Origin of the sequence: uncultured Mailhella sp. (genome assembly GCF_905187505.1) — a bacterium.
GTDB lineage: Bacteria > Desulfobacterota > Desulfovibrionia > Desulfovibrionales > Desulfovibrionaceae > Mailhella.
On sequence record NZ_CAJJIC010000028.1, the window covers coordinates 1 to 24,535 of the forward strand.

21 protein-coding genes are annotated in these 24,535 nt (G+C 61.6%); 11 read left to right on the top strand and 10 right to left on the bottom strand.

Annotated elements, in window-relative coordinates:
• Nucleotides 1-156 precede the first annotated feature (156 nt).
• From QZZ60_RS04495 to QZZ60_RS04515, 5 genes are all read left to right on the top strand, one after another.
• Nucleotides 157-1,371 carry a DUF3798 domain-containing protein gene (locus QZZ60_RS04495; protein ID WP_295638387.1) on the top strand — a complete coding sequence of 405 codons (1,215 nt, stop codon included), beginning with the start codon at nucleotides 157-159 and terminating at the stop codon, nucleotides 1,369-1,371.
• A gap of 293 nt (nucleotides 1,372-1,664) precedes the next feature.
• Nucleotides 1,665-3,284, top strand: coding sequence for a sugar ABC transporter ATP-binding protein (locus tag QZZ60_RS04500; RefSeq protein WP_295638390.1), 1,620 nt, complete (start codon nucleotides 1,665-1,667; stop codon nucleotides 3,282-3,284).
• Entirely contained in the window at nucleotides 3,281-4,324 is a 1,044-nt protein-coding gene (locus tag QZZ60_RS04505) for a hypothetical protein (protein ID WP_295638422.1), read from the top strand. Before QZZ60_RS04500 ends, QZZ60_RS04505 begins: the two co-directional genes overlap by 4 nt.
• Nucleotides 4,321-5,433, top strand: coding sequence for an ABC transporter permease (locus QZZ60_RS04510; RefSeq protein ID WP_295638425.1), 1,113 nt, complete (start codon nucleotides 4,321-4,323; stop codon nucleotides 5,431-5,433). Before QZZ60_RS04505 ends, QZZ60_RS04510 begins: the two co-directional genes overlap by 4 nt.
• Nucleotides 5,430-5,825, top strand: coding sequence for a DUF6672 family protein (locus tag QZZ60_RS04515; RefSeq protein WP_295638428.1), 396 nt, complete (start codon nucleotides 5,430-5,432; stop codon nucleotides 5,823-5,825). The genes QZZ60_RS04510 and QZZ60_RS04515 overlap by 4 nt, the downstream gene beginning before the upstream one ends.
• A gap of 324 nt (nucleotides 5,826-6,149) precedes the next feature.
• On the opposite strand, the gene ftsY is transcribed toward QZZ60_RS04515, so the two are convergent.
• Together ftsY and QZZ60_RS04525 are read right to left on the bottom strand one after the other, a co-directional pair.
• Nucleotides 6,150-7,847 carry a signal recognition particle-docking protein FtsY gene (ftsY, locus tag QZZ60_RS04520; RefSeq protein ID WP_295638432.1) on the bottom strand — a complete coding sequence of 566 codons (1,698 nt, stop codon included), beginning with the start codon at nucleotides 7,845-7,847 and terminating at the stop codon, nucleotides 6,150-6,152.
• A gap of 15 nt (nucleotides 7,848-7,862) precedes the next feature.
• Nucleotides 7,863-9,749, bottom strand: a complete 1,887-nt coding sequence (locus QZZ60_RS04525; RefSeq protein ID WP_295638435.1) for a LysM peptidoglycan-binding domain-containing protein — start codon at nucleotides 9,747-9,749, stop codon at nucleotides 7,863-7,865.
• Here QZZ60_RS04525 and QZZ60_RS04530 point away from each other — a divergent pair.
• Entirely contained in the window at nucleotides 9,748-10,035 is a 288-nt protein-coding gene (locus QZZ60_RS04530; RefSeq protein ID WP_295638437.1) for a hypothetical protein, read from the top strand. The two genes, QZZ60_RS04525 and QZZ60_RS04530, sit on opposite strands and share 2 nt — an antisense overlap.
• A complete protein-coding gene (locus tag QZZ60_RS04535; protein WP_295638440.1) occupies nucleotides 10,032-10,790 on the top strand; it encodes an RNA methyltransferase in 759 nt (252 codons plus the stop codon). The genes QZZ60_RS04530 and QZZ60_RS04535 overlap by 4 nt, the downstream gene beginning before the upstream one ends.
• Nucleotides 10,791-11,018: 228 nt before the next feature.
• Here the strand turns inward: QZZ60_RS04535 and QZZ60_RS04540 are convergent, their stop codons facing one another.
• The 5 genes from QZZ60_RS04540 to QZZ60_RS04560 form a co-directional block, all read right to left on the bottom strand.
• Complete coding sequence (locus QZZ60_RS04540) at nucleotides 11,019-11,747, bottom strand: YggS family pyridoxal phosphate-dependent enzyme (RefSeq protein WP_295638444.1); 729 nt, start codon at nucleotides 11,745-11,747, stop codon at nucleotides 11,019-11,021.
• Nucleotides 11,748-11,819: 72 nt separating this feature from the next.
• Nucleotides 11,820-12,761: a GTPase Era gene (gene era / locus QZZ60_RS04545; RefSeq protein ID WP_295638448.1), complete on the bottom strand. Its 942-nt coding sequence runs from the start codon at nucleotides 12,759-12,761 to the stop codon at nucleotides 11,820-11,822.
• A gap of 104 nt (nucleotides 12,762-12,865) precedes the next feature.
• The gene (gene ybeY / locus QZZ60_RS04550) at nucleotides 12,866-13,354 is read right to left on the bottom strand and encodes an rRNA maturation RNase YbeY (RefSeq protein ID WP_295638451.1); all 489 of its coding nucleotides are present in this window, start codon (nucleotides 13,352-13,354) and stop codon (nucleotides 12,866-12,868) included.
• On the bottom strand, nucleotides 13,351-15,888 hold the full coding sequence (locus QZZ60_RS04555; RefSeq protein ID WP_295638454.1) for an HDIG domain-containing metalloprotein: 2,538 nt from the start codon (nucleotides 15,886-15,888) through the stop codon (nucleotides 13,351-13,353). The genes ybeY and QZZ60_RS04555 overlap by 4 nt, the downstream gene beginning before the upstream one ends.
• Nucleotides 15,875-16,885 (bottom strand): PhoH family protein, encoded by a 1,011-nt coding sequence (locus tag QZZ60_RS04560; protein ID WP_295638457.1) that lies wholly within the window; start codon nucleotides 16,883-16,885, stop codon nucleotides 15,875-15,877. The genes QZZ60_RS04555 and QZZ60_RS04560 overlap by 14 nt, the downstream gene beginning before the upstream one ends.
• A 562-nt stretch (nucleotides 16,886-17,447) precedes the next feature.
• Here QZZ60_RS04560 and QZZ60_RS04565 point away from each other — a divergent pair.
• The 4 genes from QZZ60_RS04565 to QZZ60_RS04580 all read left to right on the top strand — a co-directional run bounded on the left by QZZ60_RS04565 (nucleotide 17,448) and on the right by QZZ60_RS04580 (nucleotide 21,623).
• On the top strand, nucleotides 17,448-18,569 hold the full coding sequence (locus tag QZZ60_RS04565; RefSeq protein ID WP_295638460.1) for a nitronate monooxygenase: 1,122 nt from the start codon (nucleotides 17,448-17,450) through the stop codon (nucleotides 18,567-18,569).
• 254 nt (nucleotides 18,570-18,823) lie between these two features.
• A complete protein-coding gene (locus tag QZZ60_RS04570; protein WP_295638462.1) occupies nucleotides 18,824-19,492 on the top strand; it encodes a flavodoxin family protein in 669 nt (222 codons plus the stop codon).
• Nucleotides 19,489-20,607 (top strand): MBL fold metallo-hydrolase, encoded by a 1,119-nt coding sequence (locus QZZ60_RS04575; RefSeq protein ID WP_295638465.1) that lies wholly within the window; start codon nucleotides 19,489-19,491, stop codon nucleotides 20,605-20,607. Before QZZ60_RS04570 ends, QZZ60_RS04575 begins: the two co-directional genes overlap by 4 nt.
• A gap of 104 nt (nucleotides 20,608-20,711) precedes the next feature.
• The gene (locus tag QZZ60_RS04580) at nucleotides 20,712-21,623 is read left to right on the top strand and encodes an AraC family transcriptional regulator (RefSeq protein ID WP_295638467.1); all 912 of its coding nucleotides are present in this window, start codon (nucleotides 20,712-20,714) and stop codon (nucleotides 21,621-21,623) included.
• Between the two features lie 224 nt (nucleotides 21,624-21,847).
• Here QZZ60_RS04580 and QZZ60_RS04585 read toward each other — a convergent pair whose 3' ends face one another.
• The 3 genes from QZZ60_RS04585 to QZZ60_RS04595 form a co-directional block, all read right to left on the bottom strand.
• Nucleotides 21,848-22,495, bottom strand: a complete 648-nt coding sequence (locus tag QZZ60_RS04585; RefSeq protein WP_295638470.1) for a flavodoxin — start codon at nucleotides 22,493-22,495, stop codon at nucleotides 21,848-21,850.
• Nucleotides 22,496-22,625: 130 nt separating this feature from the next.
• Nucleotides 22,626-23,483, bottom strand: coding sequence for a carboxymuconolactone decarboxylase family protein (locus QZZ60_RS04590; protein WP_295638472.1), 858 nt, complete (start codon nucleotides 23,481-23,483; stop codon nucleotides 22,626-22,628).
• A gap of 270 nt (nucleotides 23,484-23,753) precedes the next feature.
• The coding region (locus QZZ60_RS04595; RefSeq protein ID WP_295638475.1) for an aldo/keto reductase at nucleotides 23,754-24,535 on the bottom strand (782 nt) is incomplete at its 5' end.

Here is a 24,535-nt window from a genome sequence, read left to right on the forward strand (position 1 = left end):
AGTATCTGGGTGTAGATCCCGGTGGGCGCCGTAACATTCGATCCATCTTTGTTTCAGAAAGTTTTGACATCCGTCGCCATGTCGGTATAAGTTAGAATATATATGGTCCGAAAGACCAGCTCGTTCTTCTTATCTTTTCTAAGGAGGGAAAGAAAGGTGAAACGTTTTCTCGCAGCCATGTGTGTGGGCATGATGGCCTTCGCCACCCAGGCTTCCGCCGCGGAGCCTGCCAAAATCCACATCGGCATCTGCACCGGCACGGTGTCCCAGTCCGAGGACGACCTGCGCGGAGCCGAGGCCCTCATCAAGAAGTACGGTGACGTCGCCAACGGCGGCATGATCAAGCACATCACCTACCCCGACAACTTCATGACGGAAATGGAAACCACCATTTCCCAGATCGTCTCCTTCGCCGACGATCCCGACATGAAGGCCGTCATCGTGAACCAGGGCATTCCCGGCACCACTGCCGCCTTCCAGCGCATCCGCGAAAAGCGCCCCGACATCATGCTTCTCGTGGGCGAAGCCCACGAAGATCCCAACGTCATTGAAAGCGCGGCCGATCTCGCCATCAACGCCGACAACATCTCCCGCGGCTACCTCATCATCGCCGCCGCCAAGAAGCTCGGCGTGACCGACTTCGTGCACATTTCCTTCCCCCGTCACATGAGCTACGAGCTGCTCTCCCGCCGTCGCAACATCATGGAAGTGGCCTGCAAGGATCTCGGCATCAACTTCCACTTCATGAGCGCTCCCGATCCCACCTCCGACGTCGGTGTGGCCGGCGCCCAGCAGTACATTCTGGAACAGGTTCCCCAGTGGCTCGACAAGCTCGGCCCCAAGACCGCGTTCTTCTGCACCAACGACGCCCACACCGAACCTCTGCTCAAGCGCCTCACCGAAGACAAGGGCGGCTACTTCATCGAAGCCGACCTGCCTTCTCCGCTCATGGGCTATCCCGGAGCCCTCGGCATTGATCTTGCCGACGTGTCCGGCAACTTCCCCGCCATTCTCAAGCGCGTGGAAGACACCGTCGTCGCCAAGGGTGCCGCCGGCCGCATGGGCACCTGGACCTACTCCTACGGATTCACCAACTCCCTCGGCCTCGGCGAACTCGCCATCAAGTACGCCAAGGAAGGCGTGACCGGCGGCCGCAGCTTCCGCCGTCACTTCAAGAAGGAAGACGTGTTCGCCGCGTACAACGCCGCCACCCCCGGCTCCACCTGGAGCGGCGGCTACTACATGGACGTGGCCACCGGCAAGGAAAAGAAGAACCATGTGCTGGTCTTTGAAGACCTGTACATCTTCGGCAAGGGCTACATGCACATGACCGAAGTGCCCGTGCCCGCCAAGTACAAGACCATCAAGTAACGCTTCCGGGGGGAAGGCTCCGCCTTCCCCCCCCTTTTTTGGCAAAGCTCCGGGCACAGCCCCGCGTCCTTCACAGAATGCCTGCCATTCTAACAGGTTATGACGCCAGCTGCGGCAACTGCCGCCTCTCGGGAACGGCTTTTGCCGTTTTTATTTTTTTGTGCTACGCTGTTACCTGCGTTTTACAAAAACGCTTCAACCAACCGGTCTCCGCTTTTCTCCTTCCTTTTCAACATCTCTCGCGCGGAGACACATCCCCAATGAAAAGAGGTCCTATGGGCGCAGAAGATCCATTGCTTCGCGTAGAAGGTGTCGGCAAGGCGTATTTTTCCAACCGGGTGCTGAAGAACGTGAACTTCACCCTGGGCAGAGGCCGCATTCTCGGCCTTGTCGGCGAAAACGGGGCGGGCAAGTCCACCCTCATGAACATTCTTTTCGGAATGCGCGTCATTCAGGAAACGGGCGGGTATGAAGGAAAAATTCTGATAGACGGACAGGAAGTGCACTTCCGCAGTCCCATGGACGCCCTCAAGGCGGGCATCGGCATGGTGCATCAGGAATTTTCCCTCATTCCCGGCTTTACCGTGGCGGAAAACATCGTGCTCAACCGTGAGACGCTGGTCTACAATCCGCTGGTGGAAGCCTTCGGAGACCGTCTGACCACGCTGGACCGGACGGACATGACGCGCCGGGCCGACGAGGCCATTTCCCGCCTCAACATCGAACTCGACAGCGCCACGCCCATTTCCGAACTGCCCGTGGGCTACAAGCAGTTCACGGAAATCGCCCGTGAAATCGACAAGAAGGGCACGCGCCTTCTGGTGCTCGACGAGCCCACCGCCGTGCTCACCGAAAGCGAAGCCGACATTCTGCTCGACTCCATGCGGCGCCTGGCCGCGCAGGGCATATCCATCATCTTCATTTCCCACCGTCTGCAGGAAGTCATGAGCGTGTGCGACGACATCGTCATTCTGCGCGACGGCGAAGTGGTGCTCCAGACCACCCCGGCCGAAACCAGCGTGCGCCAGATCGCAAGCGCCATGGTGGGACGCAAGATCGACCGCACGGAAGGCCCGGCCGAAGAACGGCACGGCTCGGACACGGTGGCCATGCAGATCGAACACCTGTGGGTGGACATGCCCGGCGAAACGGTGCGCAACGTGAACCTCTCCGTGTACGAGGGAGAAATTCTCGGCATCGGAGGCATGGCCGGTCAGGGCAAGCTCGGCATAGCCAACGGAATCATGGGCCTGCACCCTTCCGGAGGCAGGGTCACCTTCCACGGCGAGAGCGTGGAGCTCAACAATCCCGCGTCTCCCCTCGCTCTCGGCATCTCCGCCGTGTCCGAAGACCGGCGCGGCGTGGGGCTGCTGCTTGAAGAATCCATCGCCTGGAACATCATCTTCACCTCGCTCCAGACTCAGGGACGCTTTCTCAAGAGCTTCGGCCCGCTGAAGATACGCGACGAGGAGGCCATTGCCGAATGCGCCCGCAAGTACATTCACGACCTGGAAATCAAATGCACGAGCGAAAAGCAGCACGTGCAGGAACTTTCCGGCGGCAACCAGCAGAAGGTCTGCCTTGCCAAGGCCTTTGAGACGCGGCCCCGGCTGCTCTTTGTGGCCGAGCCCACGCGAGGCATAGACGTGGGCGCGAAGAAGGTGGTGCTCGACACCCTGAAGCGCTACAACCGCGAGCACGGCATGACCATCGTGGTCATTTCCTCCGAGCTTGAGGAACTGCGCTCCGTATGCGACCGCATCGCCATCATCGACAAGGGCGCCGTGGCCGGCATTCTGCCCGCAAGCACGCCTTCCGAGGCCTTCGGCTATCTGCTCATGGGCGCAGGCGCCGCCGAGGCCGAAAAGGCCGCGAAAGACAATTCCAACGCTACGGAGGCGGCAAGCGCATGAACCGCATAAAGAAATTCATCGAAGAAGCCGGATGGCCCCGCATTCTCATCGCGGTGTTTCTGGTCGTCCTGTTCCTTGTGGCGCCCTTCGTGGGCGTGCCCGTGGACGCCGCCCTCAGCGACACCCTGGTGCGCTTCGGCATGAACGGCGTGCTCGTGCTCGCCATGGTGCCCATGGTGCAGTCGGGCTGCGGCCTCAACTTCGGCCTGCCGCTCGGCATCATTGCCGGACTGCTCGGCGCGGTCACGAGCGTGGAGCTCGAAGCAAAGGGCATTCCCGGCGTGTTCGCGGCCATGGCCATCGCCACGCCCATCGCCGTCATTCTCGGCTGGGGCTACGGCCTTCTGCTCAACAAGGTCAAGGGCGAAGAAATGATGATCGCCACCTACGTGGGCTTCTCCTCCGTGGCGTTCATGTGCATCATGTGGCTCGTGCTGCCCTACTCGAGCTCCAACATGGTGTGGGGCTACGCGGGCGTGGGCCTGCGCACCACGGTGTCGGTGGAAGAATTCTGGCAGCGCGCCATAAGCGACATAGCCGCCTTCAACATAGGCGACGCCTTCTACTTCCCCACCGGCATGTTCCTCTTCTTCCTGCTTCTGTGCGGCATCATGTGGGTGTTCATGCGCACCCGCACCGGCACGGCCATGACCACCGTGGGATCCAATCCCGAATACGCCCGCGCAAGCGGCGTGAACATCAACCGCATGCGCACGCTTTCGGTCATCCTTTCCACCTGGCTCGGCGCGCTCGGCATCATCGTATACGAGCAGAGCTTCGGGTTCATCCAGCTCTACATGGGCCCGTTCATGATGGCATTCCCCGCCGTGGCCGCCCTGCTCATCGGCGGAGCTTCGGTGAAAAAGGCCTCCATCATCAACGTCATCGTGGGCACGTTCCTCTTCCAGGGCATACTCACCATGACTCCCTCGGTCATCAACAGCATGCTGCAGACCGACATGTCCGAAGTCATCCGCATCATCGTGTCCAACGGCATGATTCTCTACGCCCTGACCCGTGTGACAAAGGTAAGATCATGAAAAGCTCTTCCGGCGGCAATGCCGTCACCCTCTTCTGCATGCGCAACGCGGTGCCCATCGTCTTTCTTCTGGTGAGCGCCGTCGGCATCTACTATTCCCAGTTCACGGCCGAGTATCTGATTCAGGAAATGCTGACCAGACTCGCCAGAAACTCCTTCCTCGTTCTCTCGCTGCTCATTCCCATCATGGCGGGCATGGGGCTCAACTTCGGCATGGTGCTCGGCGCCATGGCCGGACAGATAGGCCTCATCTTCATCAGCGACTGGAACGTCTCCGGCCTCTACGGCATGACGCTCGCCGCCCTCATCGCCACGCCTCTCGCCATCCTCTTCGGCTGGATGTGCGGCGTGGTGCTCAACAAGGCGCGCGGCCGCGAAATGGTCACCTCCTACATCCTCGGCTTCTTCATGAACGGCGTGTATCAGCTCGTGGTGCTCTACGGCTTCGGCAGCCTCGTGCCCATCCTGAACCCCGAGCTCGTGCTCTCCCGCGGCTACGGCATACGCAACGTGACCAACCTCGACAACATCCGCGGCTCGCTCGACAACGCCATCGAACTCGAAATCATGGGCATACACGTGCCTCTGGCAACCTTCCTGCTCATCGGCGTGTTCTGCCTGTTCATTCTGTGGTTCCGCCGCACCAAGCTCGGGCAGGACATGAGAGCCACGGGACAGGATCTTTCCGTGGCCCATTCCGCGGGCATCCCCGTCATGCGCACCCGCATCATCTCCATCGTCATTTCCACCGTGCTCGCCGCCTACGGCCAGATCATCTTCCTGCAGAACGTGGGCACGCTCAACACCTACAACAGTCATGAACAGGCCGGCGTGTTCGCCATCGCCTCCCTGCTCGTGGGCGGCGCCACCGTGGCCCGCGCCTCCATTCTCAACGTGTTCACGGGCGTTCTGCTCTTCCATCTCATGTTCGTGGTCTCGCCCATGGCCGGCAAGTATCTGGTGGGCGACGCACAGATAGGCGAATACTTCCGCGTGTTCGTGTGCTACGCCATCATTTCCCTTGCCCTCGTGCTCCACGCCTGGCGGCGTCACGCCGACAAGGAACGCGCCCGCGCCGCGCTGCGCGGCGAAGCCGGAGGTGCCGCATGAAAGAGCTCCCCAGCCGCAGACGCATCATTCTCAAGCACATTCTCGTGAACTGCGTCATCGTGCTTCTGCTCATCGGCCTCGGCGTGTGGTGCTACGTGCAGGGCAAGACCTACAAGCTTTCGCTCGGCAACTACGCCTTCACCGATCAGAACGGCGAAGAACATCCCGCGCTCGAAGCCGTGGAAGTGTTCATTGACGACAAGGACCCCGTCTTCCTGCTCGAGGACGACAGCGGCACCGGCGAAGCCACGGGCCGTCAGCACACCATGGTCATCAAGCTTCTGGATGAAAACGACAACCCCATCGAAAGCCGCACTCTCAAGTTCAGCGTGGCGGATCTCGACGACGATCTGGACGTGAACGTGGCCGAATTCTGGAACAGGGCAAAGTAACGTTCCTGAAAACGGTCATGAAAAAACGCGGGCTTCCCTTCGGAAGCGCCGCGTTTTTTCATGACCTTCGCGTGAGCGCCCTGCCCTTCTGCGGCCGAAGTTTTCCGAAGACGCGCTTCCCCGTCCATCTCCGCACGGAAGAGGGACGAAAACGGTCCTATCGGGCAGACGTGACCCCCGATCCTCCCTGTGCCGGAAGCATGCCGAGGCCCGGCATCCGCCTTGTGCGCCCCGCCCGGGCACAAAAAAAGGGGGGATCGCTCCCCCCTTCATCATTCTCTTGCGCCCTGCCCGCTCCCCGGGAGCAGACAGCCTGCGCGCGAACTATTCGTCTCTGCCGAGAAGGGCACGCGCAAAGTCGTGCGGATCGAAGGGACGCAGATCTTCCATCTTTTCGCCGAGGCCCACGAAGGTGATGGGCAGCTCGAACTGACTGGCCACGGCCAGCGCCACGCCGCCCTTGGCCGTGCCGTCGAGCTTGGTGAGAATGATCTCGTTCACGCCGCTCGTATCCTTGAACATCTTCGTCTGCTGAAGCGCGTTCTGTCCGGTGGTGGCGTCGATGACGAGAATGGTGCGGTGCGGCGCTCCGGGAAGCTTGCGCTCCACCACCATGCGTATCTTGTGCAGCTCGTCCATGAGGTTGGACTTGGTGTGCAGGCGTCCCGCCGTGTCGATGAACAGCACGTCGTAGCCGCCCTGCATGGCCTTGTCCATGGCCTCGAAGGCCACGGCCGCGGGATCGGCCCCCATGCCCTTGGCATGGAAGTCCGCGCCTATGCGTCCGGCCCACACTTCAAGCTGCTCCACGGCCGCCGCGCGGAAGGTGTCGGCTGCGGCAATGAGCACCTTCTTGCCCTGCATCTTGGCCCGATAGGCCAGCTTGGCGATGGTGGTGGTCTTGCCCACGCCGTTCACGCCCACCATGAGAATGACCTCGGGCGGATTCACCGCGGCAATGCGGCGGGGCGTCTTGAATATGGCTTCCACTTCCTGCTCGAGCAGCGGCATGAGTCCGCCTGGCGTAGTCACGCCCTCGGCGCGGGAACGCTCCTTCAGACGACGCACCAGAGCAAGCGAGGGCTCGGCCCCCATGTCGGCCATGATGAAAAGCTCCTCCATCTCATCCCAGAAATCCTGAGAGAGCTCGGAGTGCCCGGCCATGAGGGCGGAAAGTCCCTGTCCGAAACGGGCGCGGGTGCGGGCAAGGCCGTTCTGCAGCTTGGCGAACAGTCTGTCGCGCTCGTCCTCCTCGTCCTCCATGTCGAGGGCAAGGGCCAGACGATACTGGAGTTCGGAACGAAAGTCCTCCAGCCAGTGATAATCCATGCGCTCAAGCCAGCCACGAAAGTCGTCCAGAAACTCGCGTGCCTCGTTTTCCGGCGTCTCCAGCGCCCGAAGCAGGAAGGAAAGACGCTTCCACAGCAGATCGTCCGCCTCCTCCACGCCGTCCAGCACGATGGAAAGCCATGCGGAAAGGCGGGGTTCCGCCTCGCGCAGGGCGAGGGTGAGCCTTTCTTCCTCTTCGTCGCGGACCGCAGGCGCAGCGGCGACAGGCGCAGCCGAGGCTTGCTCAGGCTCAGCGGAGGGAGCCCCGGCTGCCCCGGAAGACGCCTCCGGGGACATGACGGCGGACTCTTCCGACACGGACACAGGTTCCGGCTCCACGGATTCGCCCTTCGCTTCGGAAGACTCTTCCGGCGCAGGTTCTTCCGCGGCCCGAACGGGTTCTTCCGGCGTGCGCTCTTCCGGCTCTGTCTCCGGGCTCTTCTGCGCTTCAACGGAAGCGGCCTCCTCAAAAACAGACGACGCGGTCTCTTCCGCATCGGGCTCGACCTTGCCGCTCCGTCCTGATGCCTCCCCGGCATCGGGTGCTGCGGCAGGCTCAGACTGCCGCTCCGCTGCGCCCTGTTCCCCGGCGCTCTGACTTGTCGGTGTCTCCGGAGCCTTCTGCGCTTCGGCGCTTTCCCCGGCATGACTGCCGCCGGAGAAGAATTTTTTAACGGCTGAGAAAAATCCCATGCTTCACCTCTGCTCCTACTTGTTGCGAATGACCTTGACGGTATCGCCCACCTTGACGCGGGTGGACTGATCCATGCCGTTGAGAGCCAGGAGCTCCATGGGCTTCATGTTGAACTTGCGGGAAATGCTCCACAGGGTTTCACCGTTCTGCACGCTGTATTCAGCCACGCGGCTTGCGGCCGCGCGAGAGGGAGCGGGCTGCGACTTGCGGGCCGGAGCGGCGTTCTGCGCCACGGCCGTGCCCTTTCCGGCGGGGATGTTCAGCACCTGACCGGGCGAAAGGCTGGCGAGCTTGTCGGCTCCGCCGTTGACGGCGCAAAGCTCGGCAAAGCTGATGCCGTACTTGCGGGAAATGGCATAGGCGGTTTCGCCGGATTCAACCTTGTGCGAGGCCATGCGGGCCGAGGCGCCCCTGGAGGTCGATGCTCCGGCCACGGCCGTGGTGCGGGCAGGAGCGGAAAGCCTGAGCACCTGCCCCACGTGCAGGGTGGAGAGCCGGTCGGCTCCGCCGTTGGCGGCATACAGATCGTCGAGATCCATGTCGTACCTGCGGGCAATGGAGGTCAGCGTGTCGCCGCTCTTGACCGTATAGGTCGCGGGAACGGCCCGGGACGAGGAACGGGCGCCTTTCAGCTCCGCCAGAGCGTTCGAGGCATGATCGCTTCTGACGGACGACTTTCTGGACGAAGCGGACGCCACGACCGTGCTGCGGGCAGGGGCGGAAGGAACGACGGCGGGAAGATTCTTCCCGGTCGCAGGCAGGCGAAGGCGCTGACCTCTCTTAAGCGTGCCGGGATTGAGCTGCCTGATGACGGAGGCGGGCACGCCGGTACGGGAACTCACCTTGGCGTAGGTGTCGCCTCTGGCCACGGTGTAGTAGCGCCAGCCCGCGCCGGACACCGAGCCCTTGAGCACCTGCCGTGCAAGCGCCTCCTTGTTTTTGGGAACGTACGCAGTGGCCGTTCGTCCGGCCGGAGAAATGGAACGCAGAAAATGCGGATTGTAGGCCTGAAATTCCTTCCAGTTGAGACCGATGCGGCGGCTCAGCTCCACAAGATCGGTGGCGGGCCTTACCGTGACCTGCGAAACGGGAATGAGCACGGGATGATCCGCGTCGGGAGCCGAAGGCTGGATGCCCAGGATTTCGGCATTGCGCATGACCTTGGCGATGGCAAGGAAACGGGGAACGTAGAGGGCGGTTTCCTCACGAAGCTGCAGCTTGTAGTCGAGTGTGTCATTTCTCTGGATGATTTCATGCAGCTTGTTTGCGCCCGTGGCTTCCTTGGCGCGGCCTATCTTGCCCTCGCCTCCGTTGTAGGAAGCGACGGCCAGATGCCAGTCGTGGAAAATGTCGTAGAGACGGGCAAGATAGCTTGCCGCAGCTTCGGTGGAACGGTACGGATCGCGACGTTCATCCATCCACCAGTCCTGCTGCAGGCCGTAGGCCTTGCCCGTGGAGGAGATGAACTGCCACATGCCCACGGCGTTGGAGCGGGACACGGCAAAGGGATTGTAGCCGCTTTCGAGATAGGCGAGATAGGCCAGATCCTCGGGCAGCCCGCGGGAACGGAACACGCTCTTGGTATAGTTCAGATAGGGAATGCTGTTGCGCAGGAAGTTTTCCATGGTTCCCCGCCGTTCGCGCGAGTACTTCATGAAGTGGTAGCGCACCTGCCTTTCCATGCCGGGACTCAGATTTCTGTCCAGACTCGAGGTGGTGGAATAGGCTTTTTTTTCAGCCGAGGTCAGGGAGGAAAGGGAACCCAGATCCACGGCCTCCTGCCGCGCACCGGCAGCCAGAAGTTCGGGGGATTCCACCGACTGCTGCCTGCCGCAGCCGGAAAGCATCATCAGCACTGCCATTCCCGCAAGGGGAAGGCAGCACAGTTTGCCAATTTTCATGTCAGCGCTCCATCATGTGGACTTGCATCTCGAACAAAAGCAGTATACCAGCCAAGGAGCAGCCCGCGCGGAGGAACGCTCAACGGCCGCAAAAGGCGGCGGCATTGCGCCGGAAAACGCCAGTTTTCCGCATCATGCGGTCCGGCACGAAAAAATGCGCGATCCGATCCGCAGACTGCATCCAAAGAAAGGGCAAGGATACCTTGAAAAGGGCGGAGATTCAATTGTCGACGAGCGCCCTGCGTCCGATTTTTTAACCTCATCCCATGGAAATCATTTGTCATGACGAGCACTGAGAAAGACAGGGAAAATTTTTTGCCGGGCATGAAGCCCGTGCTGGAACTTCTGGAGCGGGAACCTGAACGTGTGGACATGGTCTACGTGCGCAGGGGACGCGCCGGAGCCGAAAGCTCCCGGCTGCTCGATCTGTGCCGGGAGCGCGGCGTAAGGTTTTCCCTGGTGGGAGACGACGCACTCTCCCGCATGGCCGCGCACGCCGGACATCAGGGCGTCATCGCCAGACTGCGCGAGGCCTCGTTCATGCCGTGGGAGGACTTTCTCGCACAGGCGGCGAATGCTCCGCTTCCGCTCATGGTGGCGCTCGATCAGGTGCAGGATCCCGGCAACGTGGGCACGCTTGCCCGCACGCTTTTTGCCATGGGCGGTGCAGGCCTCATTCTGCCGAGGCACAACAGTGCCTTTCTCGGCCCCGGTGCGCGGCGTTCGGCCGCAGGCGCGCTGGAACGACTGCCCATCACCCAGGTGGTCAATCTCTCCCGCGCGGTCAAGGAAGCCCGGGACGCAGGCTTCGTCACCTGCGCGGCGCAGAAGGTGGACGACAGCATGAATCCGCTCACGGAAAAGCTGCCCCTGCCCGCGCTTCTGGTGCTCGGCAACGAAGACAAGGGCGTGCGTCCCGGCGTGCTCAAGCACTGCGAGTGCAGTCTGTGCATTCCCTTCCGACGCGACTTCGACTCCCTCAACGTGGCGCAGGCCGGAGCCATTCTCATTTCCTGCTTCGCCCGCTCTCTGGAAATATAGCTGCGGAGCCGCGCTCTCCCCGCCTCCGCCGAACGCCGCGTCCGGCCCTGCATGAGACGAAAAACGCGGCTCCGTCCAGATTCTTCGGTCCTGCGGAGGCTTCCGCCGCGCCCGCCTCAGCCGGACACTCCCTCATGGCCTGCGCCGCAGGAAAAAAAAGCCCGGAAGCGTTCCGCACTTCCGGGCTTTTCTGCATGAAACAAGGCCTGCGCGCCTTCCGGTGCGCCTCTACAGCGTCTGCCCCTTCACCGGTCTCGGCCCGAAGATGTCCGTGCCGACGCGGATGAGGGTAGCGCCTTCCGCCACGGCTTCGCGGTAGTCGCCCGACATGCCCATGGAAAGCTCGGGCAAAGACAGACCGAAGCGCTTTTCCATGTCGTCGCGAAGACGGCGCAGCATGACGAAGTAGGGCCTCGCCTCCTCGCCCTCGCCGCAGCGCGGCGGCAGGCACATGAGACCGCGCACGCGAATCCCCGGACCTTCGGTGCTGATGAGTCCGCCCGAAAGAAGCGCATCGAAAAGAGGGGGAAGCGCGGCCGGCAGGACGCCGGACTTCTGCGGTTCCTCTCCCACGTTCACCTGAATGAGCACGTCCTGCGAGGCTCCTTCGGGCAGACGGCGCACAAGGGCGCGGGCCAGATCCACGCGGTCCAGCGTGTGCAGAAGCGAAAAATGCCCGGCCACATCCCTGGCCTTGTTGGTCTGAACCGGTCCTATGGCATGCCAGCGGATGTCGAGCCCCGCAAGTTCTTCCTGCTTGGCCCGGGCTTCCTGAATGTAGTTTTCACCGAAATCCTTCTGTCCGAGGCGGCACAGTTCGGCAATGTCCGACGCGGGATGAAACTTCGACACCGCCACGAGGCGCACGCTGCCCTCCCTGCGTCCGGCTCTCTTCACGGCCTCGGCCATGTTGTCCAGCACTCCTCTCCAGCGTTCTTCCAGCAACGTCATGTTCATCCAGCCTTTCGCCCCTTCGGGCGTTCAATGTGTCTGCGCGAAAAGGGCCGCCCGAAGGCGACCCCCAACATGCTAATCTTCTTCCAGACCAAGGTCGTGGAGCAGCTCGGTGTCCTCCGCCCAGTTGTCCTTCACCTTGACCCAGAGCTGGAGATGCACCTTGCCGCCGATGAGCTTCTGAATGTCCCGGCGGGCCTCCGTGCCGATTTCCTTGATGGTCGCGCCGGCCCGGCCTATGACCATGGCCTTGTGCGAGGGACGCTGCACGAAGATGACCGCGTGAATGATGGTAAGGTCGCGCTCCGGATCCTCCTCCCAGGCCTCGATGTCCACGGCCGTGGTGTAGGGCACCTCCTGACGCAGACGCTCGAACACCTTTTCGCGCACGATTTCCGCGGCAAGAAAGCGCGTGGGCGCGGTGGAAAGCTGATCTTCGGGGAACTGCGACTCGCCTTCGGGCATCATGCCCGTGATGATCTTCTTGAGCTCGTCGAGGCCGTCCTTGGTCAGCGCGGACATGGGGAAGACTTCCGCCCGGGGGAAATATTCCTGCAGCTTCACCAGAAGCGGCAGCATGCGGGACTTGTCGTGGAACAGATCGACCTTGTTCACCACCACGAGCAGGGGACGATCGTCATCGACAAGAGCGTCGCGCAGGGACTGTATGTCGCGGTCGAGAAATTCCGGTCTGCGGATGTAGAGTTCCGAATCGAGCACCAGCATGACGGCATGGGCGGCGGCCATGCTCTGCCAGGCGGCCTGACTCATCATCTTGCTGAGGTGGCCGCGCTGCTGCTGGCGCGAATGGTTCACGCCGGGAGTGTCCATGAAGATGACCTGCGCCCCCGGCTCCGACATGATGCCCACCACGCGGCTGCGCGTGGTCTGCGGCTTGGAGGTCACGATGCTGATCTTCTGCCCGAGCAGGGCGTTGAGCAGCGTGGACTTGCCTGCGTTGGGCGGCCCCATGAGCGCGACCCAGCCGCAACGGTGTTCATTCTGTATTCTGGCCATGTTGTCTCCGATATATGAGATGTGCGGGCCGCTCGCTCGGAAGGCCCGCCTGATGACGAAAAGGATTTTTCAGCTTGTACTACGCAGGGCGGAACGTCAAGAGCCTATTCCTGCGTCCTGCCCGGCAGCGGACAGGATTCTTCCAGATACGCGCAGAACGCGTCCATGTCCGGCCCGTGGTCGAAGCCCAGGATGTGTCCCATGCCGTGGGCGAGCAGCCGTCTTGCGTGCACGGCCGCATCCTGCCCGTAGAGCACGCTTTCGCGCTCCAGCGTGTCGGCGCTGAGAAAAAGCGTGCCCAGTTCCCCTTCCCAGCCGGGAAAGCTCAGGATGTTGGTGGGGCCGGAGCAGCCGAGATTGCGAAGATTCACGTCGGCGATGTCTCCGTCGCCCGCCACGATGAGCATCACGACCATCGTCACGGGCTCACGCCCGTTTGCGCTCTCCAGGGCGCGGGGGCCGTTCGGTTCCGACGGCAGCATTCCCGCCTCGTCCGCCGCCTCGCGCATGATGCGGAGAAGTTCCAGCCATTCCCGTCGGCAGAAGCGGCAGGGACGGCGCATTTCCACGACGATTCCGGTCATCCCGCTCATGCGTCCTTCTCCCCGTTTCCGGCGTCTTCGGTCGGCGCCTTTTCTGCGCTCTCCTGCCTTTCTTCGCTCCATGCGTCGCAGGATGATCCCTCCGTACCGCCGGATTCTTCCTTCCCGGACGATCCGACGTGCGCTTCCGCCCCCGCCTCAGACGCGCCCCGCGCCTTTGCCTCCGCACAAAACGACGATGCGGACTCCTCCGCTCCGGATGCCGTGCGGGACGACTTCGCCTGCTTCTGCGGGGAGGATATCACCCATTCGGGCCTCAGTTCCTCGGCCTCCTCACGGCGGCCCTCCTCGCTCCTTCTGCCGTTTCTGTGCGGGTCGGGCTTTTCCTCGGGGTAGGCTATGCGCTGATGGAAAAGACCGATGATGATGCGCACGAAGCTGTCGATGAGCTTGTTGAGATCGCGGAAGGTGAGGTCGGACTCGTCAAGCTGCCCTTCCGCGTACACGCCCTTCACTATCTTCGTGACGTGGGCGCGGATGCGCGCGGGCGTGGGATCCACCAGCGTGCGGCTCGAAGCTTCCACGGAGTCGGCCAGCATGACGATGGCGGCCTCCTTGGTCTGCGGCCTCGGACCGGGGTAGGAATAATCCTGGAGGCGCGGATTCTCGCCCATCTGCAGGGCCTTGTTGTAGAAATACATGGCCCCGCGCGTGCCGTGATGCTGCACGATGATGTCGGTGATCTCGCGGCCGAGGTGGTATTCCTCCGCAAGTTCCGCACCCTGCTTCACATGGGAGAAAAGGATGAGCGCGCTCATGGCCGGAGAAAGCTTGTCGTGCGGATTGGGACCGCCGAACTGGTTTTCCACGAAATATTCGGGCCGGGAGATCTTGCCGATGTCGTGATAGAGCGCTCCCACCTTGCACAAAAGACTGTTGGCGCCTATGGCCGCGGCTCCGGCTTCCACGAGGTTTGAAACCACGAGGGAGTGATGATAGGTGCCCGGCACGGTCATCATGAGTTCCTGAAGCAGCGGATGCTCAAGATTCATGAGCTCCATCATGCGGAAGCGCGTGGTGTAGCCCATGAGCATTTCAAGCACGGGGCTGAGGGCGAAGAGCAGAAACAGCGAGCCCACGGCGTTGCACACGAGCGAAAGCAGAAGAAGCGGCAGCTGCGCCCATTCAAAATGGATGAAAAGCGCCGCTCCGAAGCCTGTCAGAAGCATCCAGAGAAGCAGGGGAACGCTGCCCCATATGACATCCTGCCGGTTCTGCGAGCGCAGCACGAGCCAGGTATTGGTCATGGACGACATGAAATAGAAGAAGAACAGCGCAATGTCGCCGCGGAATATGACCGTGGCGAAAAAGGAGAGCATGAGGCCCACGGTGCAGTAGCGGCGCGCGGCAAAGATGAGCGCGGCCACGCCGGTACCGCCCGCCACGGGGAAGGCGAAGGCGAGAATGTGCGCCGTGGAGGCCGAAGCTGCGGCCACAAGCACGTACATGGTGCACCAGGCCGCCACGCCGAACACCACGAGAAGCAGCGCTATGAGATTCTGGTCCTTGGTGCGCAGCACCGTGCCCTTGTTGCCGCTCGGCGTGATGAAAAGACCGAGCAGCAGAAAGACGCCCAGCACCACGCAGCCGCCGAACACGTGCCAGTCCACCACGCCGGGCGTGGCACGGAACAGTGCCTGAAGCTTGATCTGCTGTTCGTGGGTGACCATGTCGCCCGCGCGCACAAGCACTTCGCCGGGCTGGACCTTGTAGAACACGGGCTCCACGGCGGCAAGCATTTCCTCGTTGCGCTGATTCGTCACTTCCTGATTCACGGCAAGCGAGGGCACCACCATGAGCGGCATGATTTCCTGAAGCGCTATCTTGACGCGGGAATTGAGCTTTCCCTCGGCGCGCAGCTTGCGGCCGAGCGCCACCTGAAACGATCGCAGATCCTTGAGTCCCCCGGCCTGCGTGCGCAGAATCTCCGTGCCGCTGTCGAGGTCGCGCACGATGACGGCGTTGTCGGTGTTGGCTATCTGCCTCATGTCGGCGATGACGCCGTTTGCGAGCGTGGACTCCATCCACGGGATGAGCGTGCCGAGCAGGTATTCCTGCACGTAGGACGCGGTGAGAAGACGGAAGGAAGAGGAAGAAACGTCGGAAAGATGCCGTTCGTTGAAGGCTCGGCGCACGTTCTCGAGGCCAGCGCTGTCCAGCCCGCGCTTGTTGATCTCGTCCAGAAGCCCGAGACTCTCTTCCCGGAAGCTCTCCATGGCCTTCTTGTCGATGTCGAAGACCATGGGCTGGAGCGCAAGCGCCCTGTCGCGGCGCAGCTGCGTGGCCTGCGGGTCCTCCACGAGCAGATCCCTGTCGGAAACCACGTCGTGCGCGGCGATTTCGCCTGCGGGATACACCACGCGGGACGTGCGGCCGGGCTGAACCGCGCACAGAAGCGACATGAACACCAGCGCCGCGGCCAGGGACAGAAGCCCCCAGTCGTGATGATGATGCAGGAACATGGAACGGGAGTGTCCCAGAAGCTGGGAAACGCTGACCGGCGATTTCTTCCTAGTTTTTTTCATAAATGTCGTAGGCTTCCACGATACGGCCCACCAGCGGATGACGGACCACGTCGGAACTGTGGAAATGATGGAAGGCCACGCCACGCACGCCTTCGAGCACCTTCAGGGCGTGCACGAGTCCCGAACGCGTTTCCCCTTCCTTTTCTCCCTCGCGCAGAAAGGCTCTGTTGACGGGGGGAAGGTCTATCTGGGTCACGTCGCCGGTGACCACCACCCGGGAACCGAAGCCCATGCGGGTGAGGAACATCTTCATCTGCTCGCGCGTGGTGTTCTGCGCCTCGTCGAGAATGAGAAAGGCGTCGTTGAGCGTGCGTCCGCGCATGAAGGCCAGCGGCGCGACTTCGATGACTCCGGACTCCTGCTTCTGCGCAAATCCCTGGGGGCCGAGCATGTCGCTGAGCGCGTCGTAGAGCGGACGCAGGTAGGGATTCACCTTGTCTTCCATGTCGCCGGGCAGAAATCCGAGCTTTTCGCCAGCCTCCACGGCGGGCCGGGTGAGCACGATCTTCTTCACCCTTTTGGCGGCGAGCATGGAAATGGCCATGGCCACGGCAAGATAGGTCTTGCCCGTGCCCGCGGGCCCCGTGGCGAACACGAGCTCATTGCGCCGCAGAAGCTCCATATACTGCCGCTGCGCGGTGTTGCGAGCAATGATGCTCTTGCGGGGGGAGACGATGACGCTCGCCTCGCGGAACATTCTGCTTATGTCGGCGCGGGGATTGCGCAAAAGCTCCTCGTAGCCCTGAAGCAGATCTTCCCCGCGCAGGGTGTGCCCGCTGCGCAGAAGCCCGTACCCCTGCGTGAAAAGATTGAGCAGAAGTTCCCGCTGCGCCGGACGCGGATCGCTCACGGTCAGTTCCGTTCCGCGGGTCTGCAGATCCGCGCCGGAAGCGTCGGCAATAAGTTCCAGATGGGCATTCAGGGGGCCGAAAAGCTGACTGGCCAGAGAGGCGTCGTCAAAGGCCAGCGTTTCCGCAAAGGACGATTTCACACGCATATCCTGTTTTTCCGTTACGCCTCGGGTCCTGCCGTCGGCATAGCCTTCTTCCTTACGCCAAAAGCTGCAAAGAGTCCATAACCGTCGATTTCTCCCGCCGAAGGAACGCAAAAGTCCGCACCACAGGCCGAGGCACAGGCAAGGGCGCGGCAGACGCCGGTCCCGCCGGAGCCGGCACACAGCTGTCCCGACACGTCCGTCCGACGCAAGGACGCTCCCTTCACACGATTCTGCTGAAATAGGACGCGAAGGAATGACGCACCTGATTGTCACATAAACGTAACACTGCGGGGCACGAAACGCTTCTGCACCGCTTTTCCACCGGGAAAGACGTTTTTGAACGCATCAAAAAATTTTCCGTCCTTTTTTTGAAAATACCATTAAATTTATAACTAACCGTCTGAACTGACGACTTTTAACGCTTATCCGGTAATAACTGCATTTTCGCTTCCCCCCTTGTCATAAGTCAAAAGGGGTTTTACAATGGTCCCGCTCTTAAGGACGAGCTCTTTATAACGAACAACTCCGTCTCCCTTCCCGGAGATCGGAAGGATGGTTTTTCATGTCTTTCCCCTCGTTGAAAATAGGTGACCTTGTCGCCCGCACGCCCATCGTTCAGGGCGGCATGGGCGTTGGCATATCTCTTTCCGGCCTGGCGTCCGCCGTGGCCAATGAAGGCGGCATAGGCGTCATTGCCGGCGCCATGGTGGGCATGCGCGAGCCCGACGTGGCCTCCAATCCCGTGGAAGCCAACGTGCGCGCGCTGCGCCGGGAAATCGAAAAGGCCCGGGCCGCCACGAAGGGCATCATAGGCGTGAACGTCATGGTCGCGCTCACCACCTTTGCCGAAATGGTGCGCACCGCCATCGAATCCCGCGCCGACGTCGTCTTTTCCGGCGCCGGACTTCCCATGGATCTGCCGAAGATCTTTCTGGAGGCCTGCGCGCAGAAAAAGGAGGAATTCCGCACCAAGCTCGTGCCCATCGTCTCCTCCGGCCGCGCCGCCACGCTCATAGCCAAGAAATGGATGCACAAGACCGGTCTCATTCCCGACGCCTTCGTGCTCGAAGGCCCCAAGGCCGGAGGGCATCTCGGCTTTTCCGAAGAGCACATCTTCGATGAATCCTTCGCGCTCGAAAATCTGGTTTCCGGCGTGGTCGATGCGGCAAAGGCGCTGGAAGACAAGGCCGGACGTGCCGTTCCCGTCATTGCCGGCGGCGGCGTGTTCAGCGGAGCGGACATCGCGAAAATGCTCTCTCTCGGCGCTTCCGGCGTGCAGATGGCCACCCGCTTCGTAGCCACCGACGAATGCGACGCCGACATCCGCTTCAAGCAGGCCTACGTGAACGCGAAGGAGGAGGACGTCACCATCATCCACAGTCCCGTGGGCATGCCGGGGCGGGCCCTCAGAAACGACTTCATCGAATCGGCGCGCGAAGGCAGGAAAAAGCCGTTCAAATGCGTGTTCCACTGCATCAAGACCTGCGATCCCTCCACGACGCCCTACTGCATTTCCTCGGCGCTCATCAACGCCATGAAGGGCAATCTCGACAAGGGCTTCGTGTTCTGCGGCGCCAACGTGGCCAGAGTGAACGGCATCGTCTCCGTGCACGAGCTTGTGGAAACCCTGCGCCGGGAATACGACGAATACATGGAAAAAAACTGCGCGGCCGTCACGGCCTGACCTTTTCCCGCCTTTTGTCCGTCGTCCCTCCCGTCTTTTTCAACGGCGGACAAAAGGTATCCTCCTGAGCAGAAAACGCCGCCTCCGGGCGGCGCTTTTCTTTTCTTGCGCGTTGCGTTTCTTCCCGTTTTGAAAGGATCGGGCAATTAATCGAAAGGATAGTATCTAGCAGCGATTCCCCCTCCGACGATATCGTACGACAACAAGGCGGACATGCCGCCCGTCCTTCCCGCAGACGCAAGAAGGAGATTCGGATGAATCGACGCAGCTTTATCAGAACATCCCTCATGGCGACGGCCGCCGCGGCGGGAGACGCCCTGCTGCGCGTCTCCTCCTCCGTCGCCGCAGAACACGACAAGGAGCTCGGGATGAACATACTGGTTCTTACCGGAAGTCCCCGGATGCACGGCAATTCCAACACTCTCGCCGACCACTTCACAAGAGGCGCTGAAGCGGCCGGTCACCGCGTGGCACGCTTCGACGCCGCGCACAGCAACGTTCATGCCTGCACCGGCTGCAACAGCTGCGGCATGAACGGCCCCTGCATGTTCGACGACGACTTTTCCTTCGTGCGCGATCACATCGTCGGGGCCGATCTCGTGGCCTTCGTCACCCCCATGTACTATTTCGGCATATCCTCACAGCTCAAGGCCGTCATCGACCGCTTCTACGCCATCAACGGTTCCATCCACGTGAGAAAGCAGGCCGTGCTGCTCATGACCTACGCCAATCACTCGAAACGGGACGAGAGTCCCATTCTCACCCATTACGACGTGCTTCTGGAGTACCTCGGCTGGAAGGATGCGGGGCGCGTCGTCGCCCCCGGCGTATGGCTCGAAGGCTCCATAAACAATACGCCCTTCCCCGAACAGGCCTACCGGCTCGGACTCAGTCTGCGCGGAGAGGGAGCGGGCGGACGATGAACCGACGCTCTTTTCTCGGCATGCTGGCAGGCGCGGCCGTCGTTGCCGGAGCCGGAGGAACGCTGACTTTTCTCAGGCAGGAGCAGTTCGGGGCGCTGCCCGAAGGGGAGGATATGCGGCGCATTCTCCTCTCTCCGCACTATGTCGACGGAGAGTTCCGCAATCTCATTCCCCGGCCCGTGCTCAGCGACGGCAGCAGCTTTGCCGGAGCGCTCATCCGTTCCCTCGTGGAAAAGAAGACCGACCCCGCCCCCCCGCGTCCCGTGCCTTCCCGCACGCCCGACTTCGCCGCTCTTTCCCCCGCAGGAGACGCGGTGATCTGGCTCGGTCATTCCAGCTTTTTTCTCCAGCTCGGCGGAAAGAAACTTCTCATCGACCCGGTGTTCAGCGATCATGCCGCGCCGGTCTCCTTCAGCACACGGGCCTTTGCCGGGACAACTCCCGTCACGGCGCGCGACCTTCCTCCCCTCGACTGTCTGCTCATCTCCCACGATCACTGGGATCACCTGGACCATCCCACCGTCATGGCGCTGAAGGAAAAAACGAAGATGGTGGTCTGCGGACTCGGCACGGGCGCACATTTCAGACGATGGGGCTTTCCCCGAAGCGTCGTGCACGAGGCCGACTGGGGCGACAGCGTGGACATGGGCCAAAACGTACGCGTCACGCTCACCACGGCAAGCCACTACTCCGGCCGTTCCCTCACGAGGAACAGAACCCTGTGGACGGGCTTCATGCTGGAATCGGCGGAACGTCGCGTCTTCTTCAGCGGCGACAGCGGCTACGGCCCGCACTTTGCCGACATTGCTCAGACATTCGGCACGCCGGATCTGGCGCTGCTCGACTGCGGCCAGTACAACGAACGCTGGAAGTACATACACATGACGCCGGAAGAAGCGGTGCGGGCGGCGCAGGACATGGGAACCAAAGCGCTTCTTCCCGCGCACGCGGGCAAGTTCTCGCTGGCGTACCACTCCTGGGACGATCCCTTCCGGCGCGTGGCCGCAGCCGCGGCGGACAAAAACTTTTCGCTGGTCACGCCCGTCATCGGCGAGGTCGTCCCTCTCGATCAGACCATGCCGGCCTTTCCCCGCTGGTGGGAAAATCTGACCTGATTCCCACCTCTGCACGGCCCCTTTCCCGTGTCGGACATCCGTCCGAAATACTTTCGCGGCGCAAGCCGCCCAGACAGTCATCAGGCAGCGGAGGTCATGCTTCCATGTCGAACGAACCCACAGCAAGGCTGCAGCAGGAACTGAAGGAAAAGCTGCTTCACCATCTGGACGGCCCCCGCGTCGTTTCCACCGCCATAGACGGCCTGTTCCTCGTCCGCCGCGAGGAGAGCGGCACGCCCGAACAGTGCTTTGAAAAGCCTCTGGTCGGACTCGTGGTTCAGGGAACGAAGCACTCCCTCATGGCCGGGAAGGAATACGTGTACGCCGAAGGACAGTCCGTGGTGGCGGGCGTCGACATGCCCATCGCCTCCTATGTGGAAAAGCCGACGCCGGAACGACCTTTTCTGTTCGTGTATCTGTACCTCGACAGAAAGCTCCTCGCCTCCCTCGCCATGGAAATGAAGGACGCTCTCGCGCCCCGCGACGAAGAGAGTCCCAGCGTGTCCGTAGCGGATGCGGACGCCGACATTTCGGAAATGTTCCTTCGCCTCGTCACGCTTCTGGAAAAACCTGACCAGATTCCCTTCCGCGCACCCATGATGCTGCGCGAACTCCACTACCTTCTGCTCATCAGCCCGCACGGCGGCCTGCTGCGTCAGCTCAACACCCCGGGCACGCAGAACAACCAGATAGTGCAGGCCATCCACTGGATACGCGAAAACTACAGGCATCCTCTCCGTGTGGAAACGCTGGCCCGACAGGTCAACATGTCCGCCTCCAACCTGCACCGCCACTTCAAGATGCTCACGGGACTCAGTCCCCTTCAGTATCAGAAGCAGCTGCGCCTTTACGAGGCGCAGAGACTCATGCTTCTGGAACATGAACGTGCTTCCAGCGCGGCGATGCGCGTGGGCTACGAAAGCGTGACGCAGTTCAACAGAGAGTACAAGAGGGTGTTCGGCGAACCGCCGCTTCGGGACATGAACCGGAGAAGAACGACGTCGGGTCTGTCCTGATCCGGCAAACGGCATGAAAAAGGCCCCGGAAACGGGGCTTTTTTTCATGCCGAGGAAAAAGCGGACGGCAACTTTCCCGTCTGCCCGGAACGCTCTTCCGGCAGAGAATGCGATCCGTCCTGCCCCTCTGCCGCGGCAGGACGGCTCCCCTTCCGGGAGCCGGGGGAACATCCCCCGGCTGGCGCGAAAGGCGGCCCCTGTCCATGGCTGGAAGAGGGGGTCAGCTACCGGGCCGCCGTCAGGCCGAGGCCGTTCAGCCATTCGGACACGGCCTTTTCCGCACCGGAAACACGGGAGCCGCGCACCTCGAAGCCCTCCAGCAGACGGGCCTGCGGGCAAAGACTGCGCAGGTCTCTTTCGCTGCGCCCGAAGCGGCTGCCCTCGTGGGTGCAGAACGGAATCACGGTCTTTCCCGCCATGGGGTAACGCTCAAGCAGCGTGAAGAAGGGCATGGGCAGCGTGCCCCACCAGTTGGGATAGCCGATGAACACGGTGTCCACCTTGTCGAGTCCGTCAAGCGTGGTGGTGATGGCGGGACGGGCGTTCGCCTCCTGCTCCCTTTTGGCTTCGTCCACAACGGCGTCATAGTCTTCGGGATAGGGCTTTGCGGTCTTGAGTTCGATCATTCTGCCGCCCACGCGGTCATGAATGAAGCCCGCCAGTCTGCGGGTATTGCCGGAATGAGAAAAATAAATGATGAGCACGTTGTCTCCTCCCGCCTGAGCGGCAAAAGCGGTTCTGGAAAAAAGCGCGGGCGCGGCGGCCGCAAACGCTCCGAGAACAAGCGTCTTCATGAAGGTGCGCCTTGTGGTCGAAAGACCGCCGTCACGCTGAATGTGCGATTCAAGCAATGCGTAATGTTCCTTTTTCATGGGCATGCTCCCAGCAAGGGCCGGACGGACTGAATCCGCCGGAAAAAGCGTGTAAGAAAAGACTGTCCGTCTTTGTGCGGGCAGGAGGAAAAGCGCGGGGATGAGCCCGCGCGGATGAAAAGAAAGGAGCCTACTTCGACGATGCGGCGGGCGCGACGGCGTTCACGCAGGCAAGGGCGTTCAGCGTGCGCGGGAAGCCGATGTAGGGAAGGCTCTGGGCCAGCGCGTCGATCAGATTCTCTCTGGTGTTGCCCACGGCAAGATTGCCCTGCACATGGGAACGAACCTGCGCATCGCATCCGCCGAAGGCGCTGATGACGGAGAATGTCAGAAGTTCCCGCATCTTCAGATCGAGACCCTTTCTGGTGTAGATGTCGCCGAAGCACCAGGAGGAAAGATAGTTCTGAACAATGGCCTTCTGATCTTCCGGCGAGTTTTCATGCATGGTGTCTATGGCTTCGCCGAAAATGGACTTCTGCACGGCCAGGCCGTCGGCATAGCGCGTCTGCTCCGTCACGGTGCCCTGCGCTTCCAGAGGAAGGGCAATGCCCTGCTGCGTGAATGCCTCGTTCATGAGGCGAAGCGCGGCTTCGGCGCGGGAAAAGCCCACGTACGGCGCGCACTGGTACACGGCCTCGCGTATCTCCACGGGGCTCGCACCCACGCGAAGCGCAGCGGCCACGTGCGTTTTGAAGTCATCCAGCGTCTGACCGGCAACAAGCACCGCCAGCGTGATGAGTTCCCGCTGTGCGTCGGAAAGCGTGCCGTGATCCGCTATTTCTCCGTAGAGAAGTCTGTCGCGCATGGCGGCGAACTCAGGATCGGTGGCGGAGAGCGAAGACGATTCCGTTCCGAGGATCTTCTGCATGTTCCTTGCTGCTGCGGCTCGTCTGTCGAGAACTTCTTCCGAAGCGGCAAGGGCCACGGAAGAAGAGAACATGGTCATTCCCGCAAGAAGCATGGTTCCAAGAGCGCCGACTTTCTTCATAAGAGAACTCCCTTGCCGGTGAAGAAAACGCTTCCTTCACCATGGCGATTTAACATGAAATGCCTGTCCATGCCGTCGTACGGCAACGCGTCGAGGCCATCCGCATTCTCAGCCTTCCGGCTTCATGATCAGAATAGCAGGAACCGCGCAGGCCTCCAGATACGATCCTCTTCACTTCTTGCCCGATTGTGCCTGCTGCAGGATTTTCCGGCCCGGTACAGTCGCCTCTGCCGATGTCGACAGGCCCTCTCTACGGTGCGTCCTCCCAGGCTACTGCGCCCTTACCGTGCCGAGACGCTCTATGTCTTCGTCCGTTCTGTTGCCGTGTATCACCATGCCCGAAAGAGCCTTCTCAAGAGCGGCAAACTCCTCGTCCGTGAGTTCCACATCCGCAGCACCAAGATTTTCCTCAATGCGCTTTTCGCTTCTCATGCCGGGAATGGGAACGACGAAATTGCGTCCATGCAGCATCCAGGCCAGGGAAAGCTGTGCGGGCGTAACCTTCTTTTCCCCGGCAAAGCGTGAAAGAAGTTCCGTCAGCGGCTGACTGGCCAGCATGTTTTCGCGGGAAAAACGGGTGATGACGCGTCGCACGTCGTCTCCCTCATAAGTATCGTTCACGGAGCACCGGCCGCTCAGAAAACCGCTGGCCAGCGGAGAAAAGGCCACAAATCCTATGCCGAGTTCCTCACAGGCGGGAATGACATCCTTTTCAAACATGCGCTCCATGATGGAATACTCGCTCTGCACGGCCGTAAGCGGCGTGACCGCATGAGCCCGGCGCATCTGCTCCTCGGAAGGCTGCGACTGCCCCCATCCGCGAATCTTGCCCTCCTTTATGAGCTCTCCCATCCAAAGCGCCACGTCCTCCACACAGCTTCCCTCGGGCACCCGATGCTCGTAGTATATGTCGATGCAGTCCGTATGCAGGCGACGCAGGGAATCCTCAACGGCCCGGCGCACGCCTCTTCGGCTCAGCTTGCCTTCCGGCACGTTCTGCCCGGGAAGCAGCAGCGGAGAAAACTTCGTCGCCAGCACTATCCTGTCGCGGA

Excerpts from the sequence above, each read along its gene's own strand:
- ybeY (WP_295638451.1), bottom strand. The coding sequence starts at position 13,354 with ATGAGCGGGATGACCGGAATCGTCGTGGAAATGCGCCGTCCCTGCCGC.
- QZZ60_RS04525 (WP_295638435.1), bottom strand. The coding sequence starts at position 9,749 with ATGAAAATTGGCAAACTGTGCTGCCTTCCCCTTGCGGGAATGGCAGTG.
- QZZ60_RS04585 (WP_295638470.1), bottom strand. The coding sequence starts at position 22,495 with ATGAAAAAGGAACATTACGCATTGCTTGAATCGCACATTCAGCGTGAC.
- QZZ60_RS04540 (WP_295638444.1), bottom strand. The coding sequence starts at position 11,747 with ATGAACATGACGTTGCTGGAAGAACGCTGGAGAGGAGTGCTGGACAAC.
- QZZ60_RS04555 (WP_295638454.1), bottom strand. The coding sequence starts at position 15,888 with ATGAAAAAAACTAGGAAGAAATCGCCGGTCAGCGTTTCCCAGCTTCTG.
- QZZ60_RS04510 (WP_295638425.1), top strand. The coding sequence starts at position 4,321 with ATGAAAAGCTCTTCCGGCGGCAATGCCGTCACCCTCTTCTGCATGCGC.
- era (WP_295638448.1), bottom strand. The coding sequence starts at position 12,761 with ATGGCCAGAATACAGAATGAACACCGTTGCGGCTGGGTCGCGCTCATG.
- QZZ60_RS04570 (WP_295638462.1), top strand. The coding sequence starts at position 18,824 with ATGAATCGACGCAGCTTTATCAGAACATCCCTCATGGCGACGGCCGCC.
- QZZ60_RS04505 (WP_295638422.1), top strand. The coding sequence starts at position 3,281 with ATGAACCGCATAAAGAAATTCATCGAAGAAGCCGGATGGCCCCGCATT.
- QZZ60_RS04560 (WP_295638457.1), bottom strand. The coding sequence starts at position 16,885 with ATGCGTGTGAAATCGTCCTTTGCGGAAACGCTGGCCTTTGACGACGCC.
- QZZ60_RS04590 (WP_295638472.1), bottom strand. The coding sequence starts at position 23,483 with ATGAAGAAAGTCGGCGCTCTTGGAACCATGCTTCTTGCGGGAATGACC.
- QZZ60_RS04565 (WP_295638460.1), top strand. The coding sequence starts at position 17,448 with ATGTCTTTCCCCTCGTTGAAAATAGGTGACCTTGTCGCCCGCACGCCC.
- QZZ60_RS04515 (WP_295638428.1), top strand. The coding sequence starts at position 5,430 with ATGAAAGAGCTCCCCAGCCGCAGACGCATCATTCTCAAGCACATTCTC.
- QZZ60_RS04535 (WP_295638440.1), top strand. The coding sequence starts at position 10,032 with ATGACGAGCACTGAGAAAGACAGGGAAAATTTTTTGCCGGGCATGAAG.
- QZZ60_RS04580 (WP_295638467.1), top strand. The coding sequence starts at position 20,712 with ATGTCGAACGAACCCACAGCAAGGCTGCAGCAGGAACTGAAGGAAAAG.
- ftsY (WP_295638432.1), bottom strand. The coding sequence starts at position 7,847 with ATGGGATTTTTCTCAGCCGTTAAAAAATTCTTCTCCGGCGGCAGTCAT.
- QZZ60_RS04575 (WP_295638465.1), top strand. The coding sequence starts at position 19,489 with ATGAACCGACGCTCTTTTCTCGGCATGCTGGCAGGCGCGGCCGTCGTT.
- QZZ60_RS04530 (WP_295638437.1), top strand. The coding sequence starts at position 9,748 with ATGTCAGCGCTCCATCATGTGGACTTGCATCTCGAACAAAAGCAGTAT.